The sequence below is a fragment of the Idiomarina seosinensis genome, from assembly GCF_044797955.1.
GTDB lineage: Bacteria > Pseudomonadota > Gammaproteobacteria > Enterobacterales > Alteromonadaceae > Idiomarina > Idiomarina seosinensis_A.
In genome coordinates, this window is the sequence record NZ_CP085211.1 from 948493 (window position 1) to 964016 (window position 15524).

General features: G+C 49.8%; 19 protein-coding genes. 11 read left to right on the forward strand and 8 right to left on the reverse strand.

The window, feature by feature from the left end:
• Positions 1-18 precede the first annotated feature (18 nt).
• Positions 19-378, forward strand: coding sequence for a hypothetical protein (locus LG288_RS04480; protein WP_404402439.1), 360 nt, complete (start codon positions 19-21; stop codon positions 376-378).
• On the opposite strand, the gene smpB is transcribed toward LG288_RS04480, so the two are convergent.
• Positions 375-854, reverse strand: a complete 480-nt coding sequence (gene smpB, locus LG288_RS04485) for an SsrA-binding protein SmpB (RefSeq protein ID WP_404402441.1) — start codon at positions 852-854, stop codon at positions 375-377. The genes LG288_RS04480 and smpB overlap by 4 nt on opposite strands.
• A gap of 106 nt (positions 855-960) precedes the next feature.
• Here smpB and LG288_RS04490 point away from each other — a divergent pair, with 106 nt between their 5' ends.
• The 3 genes from LG288_RS04490 to sixA are packed head-to-tail and all read left to right on the forward strand — an operon-like array spanning position 961 to position 2242.
• Positions 961-1392 (forward strand): type II toxin-antitoxin system RatA family toxin, encoded by a 432-nt coding sequence (locus tag LG288_RS04490; protein WP_404402443.1) that lies wholly within the window; start codon positions 961-963, stop codon positions 1390-1392.
• Complete coding sequence (locus LG288_RS04495; RefSeq protein ID WP_404402445.1) at positions 1389-1745, forward strand: RnfH family protein; 357 nt, start codon at positions 1389-1391, stop codon at positions 1743-1745. The genes LG288_RS04490 and LG288_RS04495 overlap by 4 nt, the downstream gene beginning before the upstream one ends.
• A 2-nt stretch (positions 1746-1747) precedes the next feature.
• Positions 1748-2242 (forward strand): phosphohistidine phosphatase SixA, encoded by a 495-nt coding sequence (gene sixA, locus LG288_RS04500; RefSeq protein WP_404402447.1) that lies wholly within the window; start codon positions 1748-1750, stop codon positions 2240-2242.
• Between the two features lie 5 nt (positions 2243-2247).
• Here the strand turns inward: sixA and smrB are convergent, their stop codons facing one another.
• Positions 2248-2811: an endonuclease SmrB gene (gene smrB, locus LG288_RS04505; protein ID WP_404402449.1), complete on the reverse strand. Its 564-nt coding sequence runs from the start codon at positions 2809-2811 to the stop codon at positions 2248-2250.
• Between the two features lie 81 nt (positions 2812-2892).
• Here smrB and prmB point away from each other — a divergent pair, with 81 nt between their 5' ends.
• The 5 genes from prmB to LG288_RS04530 are packed head-to-tail and all read left to right on the forward strand — an operon-like array spanning position 2893 to position 6741.
• Positions 2893-3816, forward strand: coding sequence for a 50S ribosomal protein L3 N(5)-glutamine methyltransferase (prmB, locus tag LG288_RS04510; RefSeq protein WP_404402451.1), 924 nt, complete (start codon positions 2893-2895; stop codon positions 3814-3816).
• Positions 3806-4891 carry a chorismate synthase gene (aroC, locus tag LG288_RS04515; RefSeq protein WP_404402453.1) on the forward strand — a complete coding sequence of 362 codons (1086 nt, stop codon included), beginning with the start codon at positions 3806-3808 and terminating at the stop codon, positions 4889-4891. Before prmB ends, aroC begins: the two co-directional genes overlap by 11 nt.
• Before the next feature lie 18 nt (positions 4892-4909).
• On the forward strand, positions 4910-5449 hold the full coding sequence (locus LG288_RS04520) for an elongation factor P hydroxylase (protein ID WP_404402455.1): 540 nt from the start codon (positions 4910-4912) through the stop codon (positions 5447-5449).
• Between the two features lie 21 nt (positions 5450-5470).
• Positions 5471-5602: an entericidin A/B family lipoprotein gene (locus tag LG288_RS04525; protein WP_404402457.1), complete on the forward strand. Its 132-nt coding sequence runs from the start codon at positions 5471-5473 to the stop codon at positions 5600-5602.
• On the forward strand, positions 5602-6741 hold the full coding sequence (locus LG288_RS04530) for an ATP-NAD kinase family protein (RefSeq protein WP_404402459.1): 1140 nt from the start codon (positions 5602-5604) through the stop codon (positions 6739-6741). The genes LG288_RS04525 and LG288_RS04530 overlap by 1 nt, the downstream gene beginning before the upstream one ends.
• Positions 6742-6757: 16 nt before the next feature.
• Here the strand turns inward: LG288_RS04530 and LG288_RS04535 are convergent, their stop codons facing one another.
• Positions 6758-7078, reverse strand: coding sequence for a 2Fe-2S iron-sulfur cluster-binding protein (locus LG288_RS04535; RefSeq protein WP_404402461.1), 321 nt, complete (start codon positions 7076-7078; stop codon positions 6758-6760).
• Between the two features lie 136 nt (positions 7079-7214).
• Between LG288_RS04535 and gpt the strand changes: the two genes are divergently transcribed.
• Positions 7215-7700: a xanthine phosphoribosyltransferase gene (gene gpt / locus LG288_RS04540; protein WP_404402463.1), complete on the forward strand. Its 486-nt coding sequence runs from the start codon at positions 7215-7217 to the stop codon at positions 7698-7700.
• Positions 7701-7759: 59 nt separating this feature from the next.
• Here gpt and LG288_RS04545 read toward each other — a convergent pair whose 3' ends face one another.
• Both LG288_RS04545 and tsaA read right to left on the reverse strand, forming a co-directional pair.
• A complete protein-coding gene (locus LG288_RS04545; protein ID WP_404402465.1) occupies positions 7760-9463 on the reverse strand; it encodes a proline--tRNA ligase in 1704 nt (567 codons plus the stop codon).
• A gap of 73 nt (positions 9464-9536) precedes the next feature.
• On the reverse strand, positions 9537-10226 hold the full coding sequence (gene tsaA / locus LG288_RS04550) for a tRNA (N6-threonylcarbamoyladenosine(37)-N6)-methyltransferase TrmO (protein ID WP_404402467.1): 690 nt from the start codon (positions 10224-10226) through the stop codon (positions 9537-9539).
• Between the two features lie 206 nt (positions 10227-10432).
• Here tsaA and LG288_RS04555 point away from each other — a divergent pair, with 206 nt between their 5' ends.
• Positions 10433-11083, forward strand: a complete 651-nt coding sequence (locus tag LG288_RS04555) for a hypothetical protein (protein WP_404402469.1) — start codon at positions 10433-10435, stop codon at positions 11081-11083.
• A 72-nt stretch (positions 11084-11155) separates the two neighbouring features.
• On the opposite strand, the gene LG288_RS04560 is transcribed toward LG288_RS04555, so the two are convergent.
• From LG288_RS04560 to LG288_RS04570, 3 genes are read right to left on the reverse strand one after another with little or no spacing between them, the layout of a single operon-like run.
• Positions 11156-11590: an H-NS family nucleoid-associated regulatory protein gene (locus LG288_RS04560; RefSeq protein ID WP_404402471.1), complete on the reverse strand. Its 435-nt coding sequence runs from the start codon at positions 11588-11590 to the stop codon at positions 11156-11158.
• Between the two features lie 44 nt (positions 11591-11634).
• The gene (locus LG288_RS04565) at positions 11635-13281 is read right to left on the reverse strand and encodes an electron transfer flavoprotein-ubiquinone oxidoreductase (RefSeq protein WP_404402473.1); all 1647 of its coding nucleotides are present in this window, start codon (positions 13279-13281) and stop codon (positions 11635-11637) included.
• A 13-nt stretch (positions 13282-13294) separates the two neighbouring features.
• Positions 13295-15514, reverse strand: a complete 2220-nt coding sequence (locus LG288_RS04570) for a putative bifunctional diguanylate cyclase/phosphodiesterase (RefSeq protein WP_404402475.1) — start codon at positions 15512-15514, stop codon at positions 13295-13297.
• Between the last annotated feature and the right edge of the window lie 10 nt (positions 15515-15524).

The window sequence follows — 15524 nt, forward strand, 5'->3', positions numbered from 1 at the left end:
CAGCGTGGCATGATAGTAATGACCATTAGCCTGTTTGGTTTACTGCTCAGCAGTGCGGCATTATTGTTGATCGAACAGCGACTGCGCTATGAGCAGCTGACAGTTGATGTCATGATCAACCAAATCAGCAACCGCCGTAACCTGTTGAGGACACTCTATCATCAGCTCGGGCGCTGGCCCACAGTAGCCGAACTGCGCAGGGAACAAGCGGCCAGCGCAATTGACTGGCCCTTTGATATTGTTCAGTCGCAGCCGCTGCAATGGCAGTTAAAAATGTCAGGCAGCCGCTGGCAGCATCGATTAATCGAACGCGTCGGAGGCGAAGTCAACGGCGGCTACTGGGCTTTTACGGAACCCTTGCCCGGCACCCAAAATTAACGGGTTGTGTGCTTCATAATGCGGGCTTTTTGCCGCTGCCAGTCACGCTCTTTCACCGTATCGCGCTTGTCGTGTGACTTCTTACCTTTCGCCAGCCAACATTCCAGCTTAACCCAGGGGCCGCGCCAGAACATAGCCGTGGCGACAATCGAGTAACCTTCGCGTTCGGCGGCGCCAATAAGTTTGTCCAGCTCTTTGCGCTTAAGCAGTAATTTACGGCTGCGATCAGGCTCACAATAGACGTGACTGGACGCCTGGTTAAGGGGCTGTATTTCAGCACCAAGAAGATAAGCCTCGCCATTTTTTATAATAACGTAGCTATCGCGGATATTTACTTTTCCGGCACGGATACTCTTTACTTCCCAACCTTGCAGGCTAACGCCAGCTTCAAATTTTTCCTCAAGGAAATATTCGTGACGCGCTTTTTTGTTGAGGGCGATAGTGCCGCTGCTTTGTTGTGGTTTCTTTTTACTCATATGCGCATTATACCCATGATTGAATAAAAGAAAATTGCTTTAAGGACTAGAAAGGCTGGCAGATTGCGTTATTATTGCGCAAACCGAATTTGGCGATAGGAAAATCATGCCCAGAATCGAGAAAAGTGCGCTGGTACCTTACAGTGCCCAACAAATGTTTGACCTGGTTAATGACATTGACACATATCCTGAGTTTGTGCCGGGATGCGTTGATGCGCGGGTCAGTGAGCAAGGTGAAAACTACAAAGTGGCAACGCTGGATATCAGTAAAGCGGGTATTCGTAAAAGCTTTACCACAAAAAATATTTTGTCGGCGCCTGAGCGTATAGACATGCAACTGGTCGACGGACCTTTTAAGCAGCTGCGTGGCGGCTGGCGCTTTATTCCGATTAGTGACGATGCCTGCAAAATCCAGTTTGAACTTGAGTTTGAATTTGCCAGCCGCCTGCTTGGCATGGCGTTCGGTAAGATTTTTAGTGAAGTGACAACACGCATGGTTGATGCTTTTGCGCAGCGGGCTAAACAGGTTTATCAGTGAGTATTGAGCTGGTTACGGTCGAGGTGGCTTACGCAACCCCGGAAAAACAACTGATTTTGACGGTACAGGTCCCCCAGGGTACAACCGTCGCTCAGTGTATTGAGCGCTCCGGCATTGAGCAGCACTTTACCGACATTGATCTCAATCAGCAAAAAGTCGGTATCTGGAATAAGGCAGCTAAGCTGGACGCTGCCCCCCGTGATGGTGACCGCATCGAAATTTATCGGCCTTTGATAGCTGACCCCAAAGCTGTGCGTAAGCGTCGTGCCGAGCGGGCCAAACAGGAAGGCCGGGCCGATAAGGTGACCGGGGGACGTCCTGACACCCAACGTAATCAGAGAAGTAAGGAGTAGCTATGCGCTTGTATATTATGCGCCATGGTCATGCAGTGTTGCCGCTCTCTGCGCAATCTGATGAACAACGTGAGTTAACTGCCGAAGGAGAGCAGGAAGTAGCGGCTAGCGCCCGCTGGCTGGCCGCAGAAGTTGATGGTCTGGACGCCTGTTTTGTCAGCCCTTACATCCGCGCACAACAAAGCGCCGCGGTAGCACTAACGTTCATTGACACTGACCATCGTGCTGATTTGCGCGAGTTAACACCGGATACCGAACCGGCACAAACGCTGGCCGCGCTAGTGGCGGAACTGAGTGGCAGTGAGGCTGAAGTTAACCGGAAAAAAGTGTTACTGGTATCACACATGCCACTGGTCAGTTATCTGGTGCACGAAATTGACCGCGCCAAACAGCCTCCTATTTTCCCGACGGGGGCAATCGCAGTCCTGGACTTTGATCCACAAACTCTGCGCGGCTCATTCAAACAGTTAAAGGCTGCCGAGCGGGTTGCCAGCTGAACCCGTTAATCGCGCCGCTTAATTAAGATCAGAATAGCGGCATCGCCACCCCAGGTTTTAGGCGCCTGATGAAAGGCGCGCAGGCCGGGGTACTGGATCAGCCAGTGCGGCACTTGCTCCTTTAAGCGGCCACTGCCATGACCGTGCATGACAGAGCAACATTCAATTAACTGTTGCTCGCAGGCCTGCAACATAGCGGTGAGCTCGAGTTTTGCTGTGGCCAGAGTCATACCGTGTAAGTCCAGCAACATATCCGGGCTGTAGTCGCCACGCCTGAGTTGCTTAGCCAAATACGGTGATTCCCCCTCTGCCACATAGCGCACCGGTCCCTCGCCAAGATAACCCTGGAATTGGTCGGAAAAAACGTCCGCTGCCGCATTGTTGGCTGCAGTCACCGCCCGGGTCTGCTGGCGGCGCTGTTTTTTCTGCAGGCGCTGGCGGGCTGGCAGGGGCTGAACGCGGTCGCTGGTTAAGGTTTTTGCTCCGCGTGCGGCTTGTCGAAATAGCTCGATGTCGTCGTCAGTAACCGTCTGGGCCAGCTCTGTTTTTAGCCTTTTCTTACTCTTCATGATGGATGATTCTGACGCTTGTTTAGGTTATTCTATAGCACATGAGACTAGTATAAATCATTCAGCTGAGCGGAGACACCGTTGAACCCCTCAATTATCGAAAACGCTGTGCAGGACCTGCACACTATTGATGATCTACTGCGCTTCAGCGTCACTCAAATGACCGCGCAGGAACTTCACTTCGGCCATGGCACGGTCAACGCCGTCGAAGAGGCCCGGGTATTGCTGGGCTTTATACTGCAGCTGACCCCGGATGAGCTATTTGACAGTCGTCATTGTCGGCTGACCAGGGACGAAAAAGCGGCTTATCTTAAGCTGTTACAGCAGCGTATTGAACAGCGCCGGCCTGCTGCTTATCTGACCCGCCAGTCCTGGTTTGCCGGTCTGCCTTTTTACGTTGACGAACGGGTTCTTGTTCCGCGCTCACCACTGGCTGAACTGATAGAAGCGAGCTTTCAGCCCTGGTTAACTGAGCCCCCCGCCCGCATTCTTGATTTGTGTACCGGCAGCGGCTGTATTGCCGTTGCCTGTGCCTACCAGTTTAGTGATGCTGAAATTGATGCGGTAGACCTATCCACCGATGCGTTGCTGGTGGCAGAACAAAACATAGCTGAGCACGGTTTGGACGACCGCGTATTCCCGTTACGCTCGGATTTATTCGAACAGCTGACAGGAGAACGCTACGACCTGATTGTCAGTAACCCTCCCTACGTGGACAGTGAAGACATGGAAGACTTGCCGGCAGAATATCAGCATGAGCCGGTGATGGGGTTAGCTGCCGGCGATGATGGTCTGGAGTTAGTTGATAAAATGCTGTTACAGGCAGCTGATCACCTCAACCCTGAGGGTTTATTAATTTGTGAAGTGGGTAACTCGATGCCGGCGCTAAACAATAAATACCCCCGCACCCCATTTTTATGGGTAGAGTTTGAGCGTGGTGGCGACGGCGTATTCATCCTGTCACAGGCGCAGTTGCAGCAGCACAGGAGCGATTATGGCCGGTAACTCATTTGGAGAATTGTTCCGGGTAACCACCTTTGGCGAGAGCCACGGCCCGGCATTAGGTGGTGTTGTTGATGGTTGCCCGCCGGGCCTGCCATTGTCAGAACAACAAATACAACAGGCGCTGGATCGCCGTAAACCCGGCTCTAGCCGCTATACCACCGCGCGCCGCGAAAACGATCAGGTAGAAATTTTGTCTGGTGTGTTTGAGGGGCGCACCACAGGAACCCCTATCGGTTTACTGATCCGTAACCAGGATCAGCGTAGCCAGGACTATGCCAACATCAAGGACAGTTTCCGGCCGGGCCATGCCGATTATGTGTATCAGCAAAAGTATGGTTTTCGCGACTACCGCGGCGGAGGCCGGTCTTCGGCAAGAGAGACTGCCATGCGGGTTGCAGCCGGCGCTATCGCTACCCAGTTGTTGCAGCAGCAGGGAATTGAGATCCGCGCCGGGCTGGTGCAAATGGGGGATGTGGTGGCACAACAACTGGACTGGGCAAGCGTTCGTGATAACCCATTATTTTGTCCTGATGCTAATGCCGTTGAACCGATGCAGGATTTGATTAAGCAGCTGCTCAAAGAGGGCGACTCTGTTGGCGCCCGCATCCACTTGCAGGCTGACGGGCTGCCGCCGGGGTGGGGCGAACCGGTTTTTGACCGGCTGGATGCTGATTTAGCGAAAGCGCTAATGAGTATCAACGCTGCTAAAGCAGTCGCTATTGGTGATGGTTTTGCGGTGGTTAATCAGCGCGGTAGTGAACACCGTGATGAGATGACGCCTGGCGGATTTTGTTCCAATCACGCCGGTGGCGTGCTGGGAGGGATCAGTTCCGGACAACAATTACGGGCTGATATTGCCTTCAAACCAACCTCCAGCATCAGCTTGTCCGGTGACAGCATTAATCGTTTTGGTCAAGCAGAAGCCATTGTCACCCGCGGTCGTCATGATCCCTGTGTAGGCATTCGTGCGGTGCCAATTGTCGAAGCCATGGCAGCCTTGGTATTGGTCGATCATTGGTTGCGACATCGCGCGCAAAATGCGGATGTTAAGCAATCAACGCCGGTTATCCGTTAGTACAGGTGAGAAGCAGCAGTGCAGCAACGGCATTATCAAGAGTTAATCGATATTTTCTCGGCCTGTTTTGGCAATACCGAGTCAACGCTGTTAGTGGCCGGCAAGGACGAGCCGTTTTATCAGCCGGCAGCTCAGGGTGAGCGCTTTCACCGAGTGGTTTTTGGGCATGGGTTTTACGCGTCAGCATTGCATGAAGTGAGCCACTGGTGTATTGCCGGAAAAGTCAGACGCTTGATCTTTGACTACGGTTACTGGTACCGGCCTGATGGCCGCAGTGCAGTGGAGCAAGCGGCTTTTGAACAAGTCGAGCGCAAGCCGCAGGCACTTGAATGGCTATTTTCGCTGTGTGCCGACGTTCCGTTTCGGGTCAGTGTTGACAATCTTAGCGGTATTGAAGTTGACAGAGCGGCCTTTGCTAATGCAGTAAAAGCACAGTTATTAGACTACTATGATAGACAGTTGCCGGTACGAGCCGAATGTTTCGCCCGTGCCTTATGCGACTTTTATCACACCCGCTGGCCGGTTCGGGAGCAGATTCTCGAACTGGTTACGGACTAATGCCGAACAAGGAGAATGCATATGTTACGTCGAATTTTAATTATCGGCTGCCTGCTGGGTCTGGCCAGCTGTGCAACCATCGAAGGTGCCGGTGAAGACTTAGAAAGTGCCGGGGAAGCGATCCAGGACTCAGCAGAGAACCCCGGCGAATAATGACGACGCAGCGCTTATCGATTGGTTTTGTCGTTAATCCGTTTGCCGGTATCGGCGGTGCGGTTGCCTTAAAGGGCAGTGACGGGGCAGAAACGCGCGAAAAAGCACTGCAACTGGGGGCAGAACTGAAGGCCGGTTGCCGTGCTGAGCAGACCCTGTCAGTAATTGAGCCCTATCGCGACAGGATACAGTTCGTTACGGCTGCTGGCGCAATGGGGGCTGACTTACTCGAGCAACGGGGTTTTTTCTACCAGAGCGTATATCAGCCGGACCAACAACAGACCTCAGCTGAAGATACTCAACAGGCAGTGCAGTGCATCCAGCAACAGGGTGTCGACATTTTGGTTTTTGCCGGCGGTGACGGAACTGCGCGCGATGTTTACCAGTGTCTTAACGAAACACAATTGGTGCTTGGTATTCCGGCCGGGGTAAAAATCCATTCCGGGGTTTATGCGGTCAGCCCGAAAGCCGCAGGTCGGGTAATCGAACGGCTGATTAAGGGGCAGCTGTCATCCCTGCACCTGGCTGACGTGATGGACATTGATGAAGAGCTGTTTCGGCAAGGTATCGTAAAAGCCCGACGCTTTGGTGAAATGTTAATACCGGCTGAATTAGAGTATGTGCAGGCGGTAAAAATGGGCGGTAAAGAGAGCAACGAACTGGTGTTAGCTGATATTGCTGCTGAGGTTATAGAGCGAACTGATGATGAGCATTTGATTATGGGTTCCGGCTCGACGGTTGCCGCAATTATGGAAGAAATGGGGCTGGATAACACTTTGCTGGGCGTGGACTGGGTTCACCAACAGCAACTGCTGGCAAGGGATTTAACAGAGGCTGAGCTTTATCAGCGAGTAAAAGAACAGAATCCGGGCCGGGTGAAGCTGGTTATTACCCTTATCGGCGGCCAGGGGCATATCTTCGGCCGCGGTAACCAACAGCTGAGTCCGCGTATCTTGCGGCATGTCGGTCGTGACAACATCTATCTGGTGGCAACGAAAAAGAAATTGGAAGGTCTGCAGGGTAAGCCGCTGTTAATGGACTCGGGAGATGAGGCGCTGGATAAAGACTGGTCGGGCTTAATTACGGTAATAACCGGTTATCATGATGAAGTGGTGGTGCGGCTACAGGCTATTGAGTAGCCACACCCGTTAAACTCTAAAACTGTGTTTTCGGCAGGTGAACTACCAGTCCGTCAAGCTCGTCAGTGAGTTCGATTTGGCAACTCAGGCGGCTGTTATCTTTCGGCTCTACGGCCATGTCGAGCATGTCTTCTTCTTGTTCAGATGGCGGGTCAAGTTTCGCCTGCCATTTTTCGTCGACATAACAGTGGCAGGTTGCACAGGATAAAACCCCACCGCACTCGCCGACAATGCCGTCGATAAAATTGTCTACGGCAGCTTCCATGACATTGGTACCACTGTCAGCTTCGGCTTCAAACTGATTTCCATCCGCATCGATAAAGTAAACTGTCGGCATAGCTCTCTCAAGGTCAGAAAAATTAAAGCCATAGGATAAAATAGCCGCTTGCTAAAGACAATGCTAACGGCGTTAAACAAAAGGCTCGATTTACGTGCTACCATTTCGCAATGCGTATAACAGGAGGTAAGTTAGTATGGCATGGCATTCTAATCGAGAGTTTTTTGTATCCTGGGAAGAACTGCACCGGGCTACCAAAGAGTTAGCACGGCGTCAGTTGCCGGCTGAACAATACAAGGGCATTATTGCCGTCAGCCGCGGTGGGTTGGTGCCGACCGCTATCATTGCCCGTGAATTGAATCTGCGAACTGTAGACTGTGTCGCCGTTAGCTCTTATGACCACGATCAACAGCGTGATCAGCTGCAAACCTTAAAAGATGTGTCAGCAACCACCGATGGTGAAGGGTTTTTAGTTGTTGATGATTTGGTTGATACCGGCAACACCCTTAAGTATCTGCGCCAACGACTACCAAAAGCAAAGTTTATTACCGTATACGCTAAGCCAGCGGGTATGGCGTTGGTTGACGACTATGTTGCGGATTTAGATCAGGATACCTGGATTCACTTCCCGTGGGATATGCATTTGCATTATGTCGAGCCGTTAGCCGGCCACCACCGCTGATAACAGTGACAGCGCAATGCAGCATCACAGTGACGCTGCATTGCGGGCAGGTTTTATAATTAAGCGCTGGTGCCGGTTATGTGAGCCAGCACGTCATCGATTTTTAACTTAATCTTTTCGCCTTCGCAGCGGTTCTGGTATTCGACATTGTTATCGTCGAGGTTCCGTTCGCCAACGACTATCTGATGCGGGATACCAATCAGTTCCATGTCCGTGAACATAACACCAGGTCGCTCTTTACGGTCATCAAATAGCACTTCAACCCCATGATCCTTGAGTTGCTGGTAAAGCTGCTCGGCAGTTTCCTGAACTCGTACTGACTTATGCATGTTCATAGGAATGATAACCGCCTGAAAGGGTGCCAGATTATCCGGCCAGCGAATGCCTCGCTCATCATGGTGTTGCTCAATGGCCGCTGCGACAATGCGTGACACACCGATGCCATAACAACCCATTAATAAATGCTCATGTTTACCGGTCTCTGCCAGAACCCCAACCTTCATTGCGTCACTGTATTTTTTACCCAGCTGAAATATGTGGCCGACCTCGATACCCCGCGCAATTTTCAGTTTTCCCTGACCGCAAGGGCTGACATCGCCCTCGACAACGTTACGGATATCCACTGAGTGGGCGATTTGAGCATCACGCTGCCAGTTAACGCCGGTTAAAAAATAACCTTTTTTGTTAGCGCCACAGGCAAAATCTGCCAGCTGAGCGGCTGTATGGTCAACCAGAACCGGACCATTAAAATCAACCGGCCCTAAAAACGCGTTCGGCAGCTCATTTTCCTGTCCGCTGGCTTTAAACGTCAAAGGGCTGGCTACGGCTTCAAGTTTTTCGGCTTTTATGCTATTTAGCTCGTGATCGGCACGGATGACCAGCAGGACTTCATCGGCTTCAATGGCGTCACTGGCCTGAACCAGATAACACTTTATCGCTTGCTGGGCAGATACTGTCAGGGGTTGCAGTAAAGCGGCCAGATCTTCGCCTTGCACCGCGTGCTCCTGCAACGGCATCGACGGTTCCGGCCGTTCGCCCTGTGGTGCAACCGCCTCAGCCATTTCTACGTTAGCAGCGTAGTCAGAGCTGTCAGAGAAGGCGATTTCATCCTCGCCGGAGTTGGCCAGCACATGGAATTCGTGGGAAGAGTGACCGCCAATAGAACCGGTATCGGCAATAACCGGGCGATAGTCCAGCCCCAGGCGCTGGAATACACGGCAGTAGGCCTGATACATTTCATCGTAGGCCTGCTGTAAACAGTCTTCCGTTAAATGAAACGAATAGGCGTCTTTCATAACAAATTCGCGGGCGCGCATTACGCCGTAACGAGGGCGTATTTCATCGCGGAATTTTGTCTGAATCTGAAACAGGGTCACGGGCAGCTGTTTGTAGCTTTTTACTTCTTTGCGGATCAGTTCACTGATGATTTCCTCATGGGTCGGCCCCAATAGGAAGTCGCGCTGATGACGATCTTTAAGCCGCAGTAATTCCGGCCCGTAGTCATCCCAGCGACCGGATTCCTGCCATAAATCGGCAGGTTGCACCATCGGCATTAAAATTTCGAGCGCGTCAATGCCCTGCATTTCTTCGCGCACCACTTGCTCGATTTTACGCAGCACCCGTAAACCACTTGGCGTCCAGGTATATAAGCCGGAAGCGACTTTACGAATCATCCCGGCCCGGAGCATCAGCTGGTGGCTGATGACCTCGGCATCGGATGGAGTTTCCTTTAGTGTTGATAATAAATATTGGCTGCTACGCATGATGCAATGGTCTCATGTTGGTTTCGCAAAACAGCCAGAAGTTTACCAGCGTCTGTGCCATCTCAAAAGCCTTTTACGGCGCCAGTGGACGAATTTCTTCGACGATCAATTGTTGGTCTTCAACATGCCAGTGAATATCATAATCAAACAATTTGCTGGCGTATTGGCGCTGCGGCTGTTGTTTTTGATAAGCGGGGCGCGGATCCTGGCTCAAAACTTCGCGAATAACGGCCTCTAACTCGGGTACCTGGCGGCAGAACTGCTGTAGCTGTTGTTTGGCCTGAGGGGCGAAAATCACCTGCAACTGAGCGGGCTTAGTTCCGGCAAAGTCACTGCTTGCCTCGTTAATACAGTCTACGTAGGGAACATAGGGTTTAATATCCACAATGGGCGTTTTGTCGAGTAAGTCGGTTCCTGACACAACCAGGCGGGTATTGGGCTCGCTTTCAACAGCTAATAGTTTAACCACCGATAACCCCAGGTTATTTGGCCGAAAGGGCGAGCGGGTGGCAAAAACGCCCAGGCTCTGGTTACCCCCCAGGCGCGGTGGACGAACTTGCTCCTGCCACTGTTTATCCACATGTTGATGGAACTGAAACAACAGCCACAAATGACTATGCTGTTCAATACCTTTAATACTGGCGTTGTGGTTGTAATCGCCGGTTAGCTCAATAGTTGCCCTTACCGATGGCGCAAGGCCGGGTTGACGGGGAATACTGAATTTTTCCGGGAATGGGGTGTGGATTATAGCAATGGGTTGCATTTTTGCTCCTGCTAATAAGTTGCCGTCTGCACTAAATTTTAAGCTAAAGCGCTAATGTGCGCTTTTCTGTTTTTTCTAAGTTAATTCTAAGCTCATGAAATAAAAAGATAAAATTATTTGGCACAAGGCTTGCTAAGTAGACTTTGTCAACGCGTTATCAGTATCGAGCGTACCACCAACTGAAAAACAGAACAGGACAAAGCGATATGTTAAAGCAAAAAATATGGCCACTGGCTTTAGGACTGATTGGATTAACCACCGCAGCATCGGCTGTCTATGCCGATGAGCAGGCGATCAGTGAATATCAGTTTGCTGTCAATGACGCAACTGAGTTAAGCATTGACAGTGGTGTGGCTGAAGTAGAATTTATCCGTGGCGAGGCCGGCGAAGTACAGATTGAACTAACGGTAAAGAAGACTAAGGGCAGCCTGCTGCCGTCTGACCCTGATATTCATGGTGTTACCTTAGTCAGTGATTGGCGCGGCAACCAACTGCAACTATCTGTTTCACCTGATGATGATATTCATACCCACTGGCGGGTTACCTTACCAAAAATGGCAGCAATTGATGTTGATGTGGGTGTCGGTGAAATTTACGGAGCCGTGGATACCACAGACACACGTCTTAATTTAGGGGTAGGTAAAGTGGAACTGGCTCTTTACGGTGATGATATCAGTCGTATTTTTGCTGACGTGGGTATTGGTAAATCGTCGGTTAGCGGCATGACATCAGGTGATATCGAACAGACCCGCGCTATTGTTAGCTCCGAAACCGAAGCCCGGGGTAATGGACGTTACCGTATTAGTGCCGATGTCGGCGTGGGTGATGCGGGATTCACCGTATTCCAGCTAAAATAAGTCAGCCTCAGTCTAAAAAGGACGCCTTATTAAAATTATCCAGCTATTAAGGCGTCCGTTATTATTCAGTGACTAAGAGCGTTTGGCGATGAGAAATTGATCTAACGACTGGCCCTGATTAATGGCTTGCTGCAGCGCTTTGGGCATTCTGCCCTGACCAGTCCAGGTTTTTGTTTCACCGGTCAGATCCCGATATTCATACTTTGCTGGTTTCGGGTTGCGTTTACGCTGAGTTTTTTGTTTTAAATCCGTTAAAGACTCAGAACCGAGTTCTTCTTCTAAAATATCAGAAATATCGATACCTGCTTCCTGCATAGAGCGTTTTAATTCAGCAATTTTTATTTTCTTTAATTGCCGCTGTTGTTCACGCTCTGCTTCTTCCTGCTCTCGATTAGCAATAATGCGCGCTAACTTTTCCTGTATGTTTTTTAACTCATCAATTTCAATGTCTTTTAACGCAGCATTTAAACGGCGTTCATGGCGGATAATATTAATAAAATCACTCATGATCTTCCTTAGGTGTATTAATAACTCACAAAGTCAAAAAATAATTACATATTAGGGTAAGTTGGTCCACCCCCGCCTTCGGGTGTTACCCAGGTAATATTTTGTGACGGGTCTTTAATATCACAAGTTTTACAATGGATGCAGTTCTGCGCATTAATTTTAAAGACTTGTTTACCATCTTCCTCAACAATCTCATAAACACCAGCAGGGCAATAGCGCTGAGCGGGCTCAGCATACTCCGGCAAATTAACTGTTAACGGAATATCGTTGTCTTCTAATTTTAAATGGCAGGGCTGATCTTCAGCATGATTAGTATTGGATAAAAATACCGATGATAAGCGATCAAAAGTTAATTGATTGTCGGGCTTTGGATAATCAATAGGCTGATGTTTGTCAGCTTTTTCGGTGCACTGGTAATCTGCTGTCCACTCTTTAAATTTAAACGGTAACTTGCCGGCAAAATAATTCTGATCCAGCATATTGTAAGCCCCGCCGAGTGTATTACCAAGCTTATGAATTGCGCCGCCAAAGTTTCGTGAACGATATAATTCATCAAACACCCAGGACTTTTCAAAAGCGTCTTTGTATTGGCTCAGATCATTATGCTGTTGACCTTCTGCAATGGCTGAGAATACAGTTTCAGCGGCAATCATCGCTGACTTCATGGCGGTGTGATTACCTTTAATTTTTGCAAAGTTGAGAGTGCCCGCGTTGCAGCCCACCATCATACCACCGGGGAACGTCATCTTCGGTAATGAATAATATCCACCTTTGGTAATGGCACGGGCGCCATAGGTTACCCGTTTACCATTTTCCAGCACCTGCTTGATGGCCGGATGAGTTTTAAAGCGTTGAAACTCCTGAAAAGGGTTCAGATACGGATTCTTATAGTTTAAATCCACAATAAGCCCCACATACACCTGACCGTCATCAGCATGGTATAAGTAACCGCCTCCGGAGCCGTTATCGACCAACGGCCAACCCGCTGTGTGGACTACTTTACCGGGCTCGTGCACTTCGGCCGGAACATCCCAGACTTCTTTAAATCCTAGCCCATAGTGTTGCGGTGTGCAGTCTTTATCCAGCTCAAACTGTTTGATTAGTTGCTTGCCCAAGTGACCGCGCGAGCCTTCGGCAAATAGCGTGTATTTGGCCCGCAATTCCATCCCGGGCATATAGCCATCTTTTTCTGAGCCGTCAGCGGCTACACCCATGTCTCCGGTTTGGATGCCGGCAACACTACCGTCCTCGTTGTACAGCAACTCACTGGCGGCAAAGCCAGGAAAAATTTCGATACCCAGTTGTTCAGCTTGTTCTGCTAACCAACGGCAAATATTACCCATACTGACAATATAATTGCCTTCATTATGAAAGGTTTTTGGTACCGCGAGGCCAGGTATTTTTGAATAATCCTGATGGTCTTTTAAAAACAGGATGTCATCACCGCTGACCGCTGTATTCAGCGGGGCTCCCAACTCTTTCCAGTTAGGGAACAACTCGGTCAGGGCGCGTGGCTCAAATACTGCTCCGGAGAGAATATGAGCACCGATATCAGCACCTTTTTCGACAACACAAATCATTAACTCCTGATCGGCTTCTTTCGCCAGTTGCCCAAGCCGGCAGGCGGCAGCCAGGCCAGCTGGACCGGCACCTACGATGACAACATCAAAATCCATGCTTTCTCGTTCCACATTAACCTCCGCTTCACTGGGCAATCTGTACTGGTATCAGCCCGTGATAATTTTCTAATAACTGGGTGAACTCGGCTGCCGGCACAGGTTTACTAAACAGGAATCCCTGGCCAATACCACAGTCCCGATTCATTAAGAAATCGACTTGCTGTGATGTTTCTATACCTTCTGCAACCAATTGAATATTTAAGTTTTTAGCCAAGTTGATAATCGTTTGTACAATTACCGCATCGTCATCGTTTTCCGGCAGATCTTTAACAAATGAACGGTCAATTTTTAATGAGGTTACCGGAAAGTTTTTCAAATAGGATAAAGACGAATAGCCAACACCAAAATCATCGATGGCCAGGCTAATGCCATGCTCCCGGATGGCGTGCATGAAGTTGGTATGAGACTGAATATTCTCAATAAACACTTGTTCCGTTAATTCCAATTCAATATGGTCTGCCGGCACCTGAGCGTTATTAACAGTCTCCATAATATCATCAACTAAGTCCGGTAAATGCAGCTGCTTGCCGGATATATTGATGGCCATGGTTAACTCATCGAAGCCCATTTTGTGCCAGCTATGAAGTTGTTTACAGGCTTCTTTTAAGACAAACTCTGATAACGGGATAATTAAGCCGGTATCTTCAGCAATGGGTATAAATTGATCCGGGCCCACCACAGTACCGTCTTCCTGCACCCAGCGCACTAAAGCCTCTAAGCCAACAATGCGATAACTCAGTAAATCAACTTTTGGCTGATAGTACACCTGTAACGCTTCGTTCTCGACTGCGTAACGAAGCTGCTTAACCAGTTCCAGTTTCTGGGCCAAATCGCGGTGTACCGCTTTATCGTATAAATGAAACGTATTGCGGCCATTATCTTTAGCTTGATACAACGCCGTATCAGCATTACGAATAAGGTATTCCGGATTAAAGTCAGCATCGTTAGCGAAAGCGATACCGATAGACGCACTGATAAATAACTCATAATCATCGACAAAGAAGTGCGAATCCAAAGCGGCCAGAAGCTGTTGTGAGACCTGCAAGACTTTTTGCCGCTCTTCAGGCTGAAAAATAGCCAGCAAAAATTCATCGCCGCCGGAGCGCGCCAACCGGCTATTATCCGGGGCCAGCTTACTGATACGGCGGGCAACGCGGCGCAGCAGCTCGTCGCCTACCGTGTGACCAAGCGCATCATTGACTTCTTTAAAGCGGTCCAGGTCGATAAACAGTACGGCTGTGTTGGCTGTCTTGTCGGTGTCTCGCAAATGTTCCGCTAACAACCGCATTAGGGCATTACGGTTAATGAGATTGGTCAGCGAGTCGTGTTCGGCCAAGTAGGCCATTTGCTTTTCAATTCGCTCGCGCTCATCAATTTCACTGTACAGTTCGATATTGGCATCAGCCAGCTGCTGGGCTTTAAAACGGCTTTGCGCCAGAATATAAATGACGAAAGTCAGCATCGCGGTAATAAGAAGACCGGCGATTAAGATCGCCAGGGCGATGCCGCCCTGCAATTGGCGCAGTTTTGCCGGCGTTAACCACAGCTGCAACTGCCAGCTATTGCCCAACAGTTGCAAGTTTCGTTCGATTTGCCATTCTGGTTTAAGACTAATGTCACCGGCGAACTGATAAAGTGTTTGTTGCCGATGGCTTATGGCCAACTGAAATCCTTCGGCAATGTTACTGCGAATGACATTGTTCAGTAAGTCCTGCAGGCTGATAATGAGGCCGAGGAAACCGGCTTCCCCGGCCCGCTGCAGGCGAGCAAACATAATAATATCACTGCTTAGCCGACCCAAATTACCGGCGTCGCCAACCATGGCGTGGCGATTACCCGCCGACTCGGTAAGGGTCGGAATTAATTCGGAATCACTGAACCGGGTCCCCAGTAACTGAGGTTGCCGTACGGCTGGATAAAAACGCTGGATGGTTAAATCAGGAGATAGCCAGACCATGCCCTGAACACTTTGATAGTACAAGGTAATAAGCTCAGCATCATACTGCCAGCGTTGGTCAATAGACTCAGTGCTCTGTTCCCATTCGCGCGCCAACAGCTCAGTGGCAAATAAATGAGAGGTTAAGTTTTGCCGGATTTCCCGCTGTATATTGAATGCTTCTGACTGCAATGCTTCGTTAACTGTCTGGTTTTCCAGATAACGCAAATAACTAAAAGCCAGCACGGTTAATAGCGTGCCGGCAAAAGCTGTTAAAAATACCTGTTTCGCACCAGGGAAAAGAGTCATAACTGCCTTT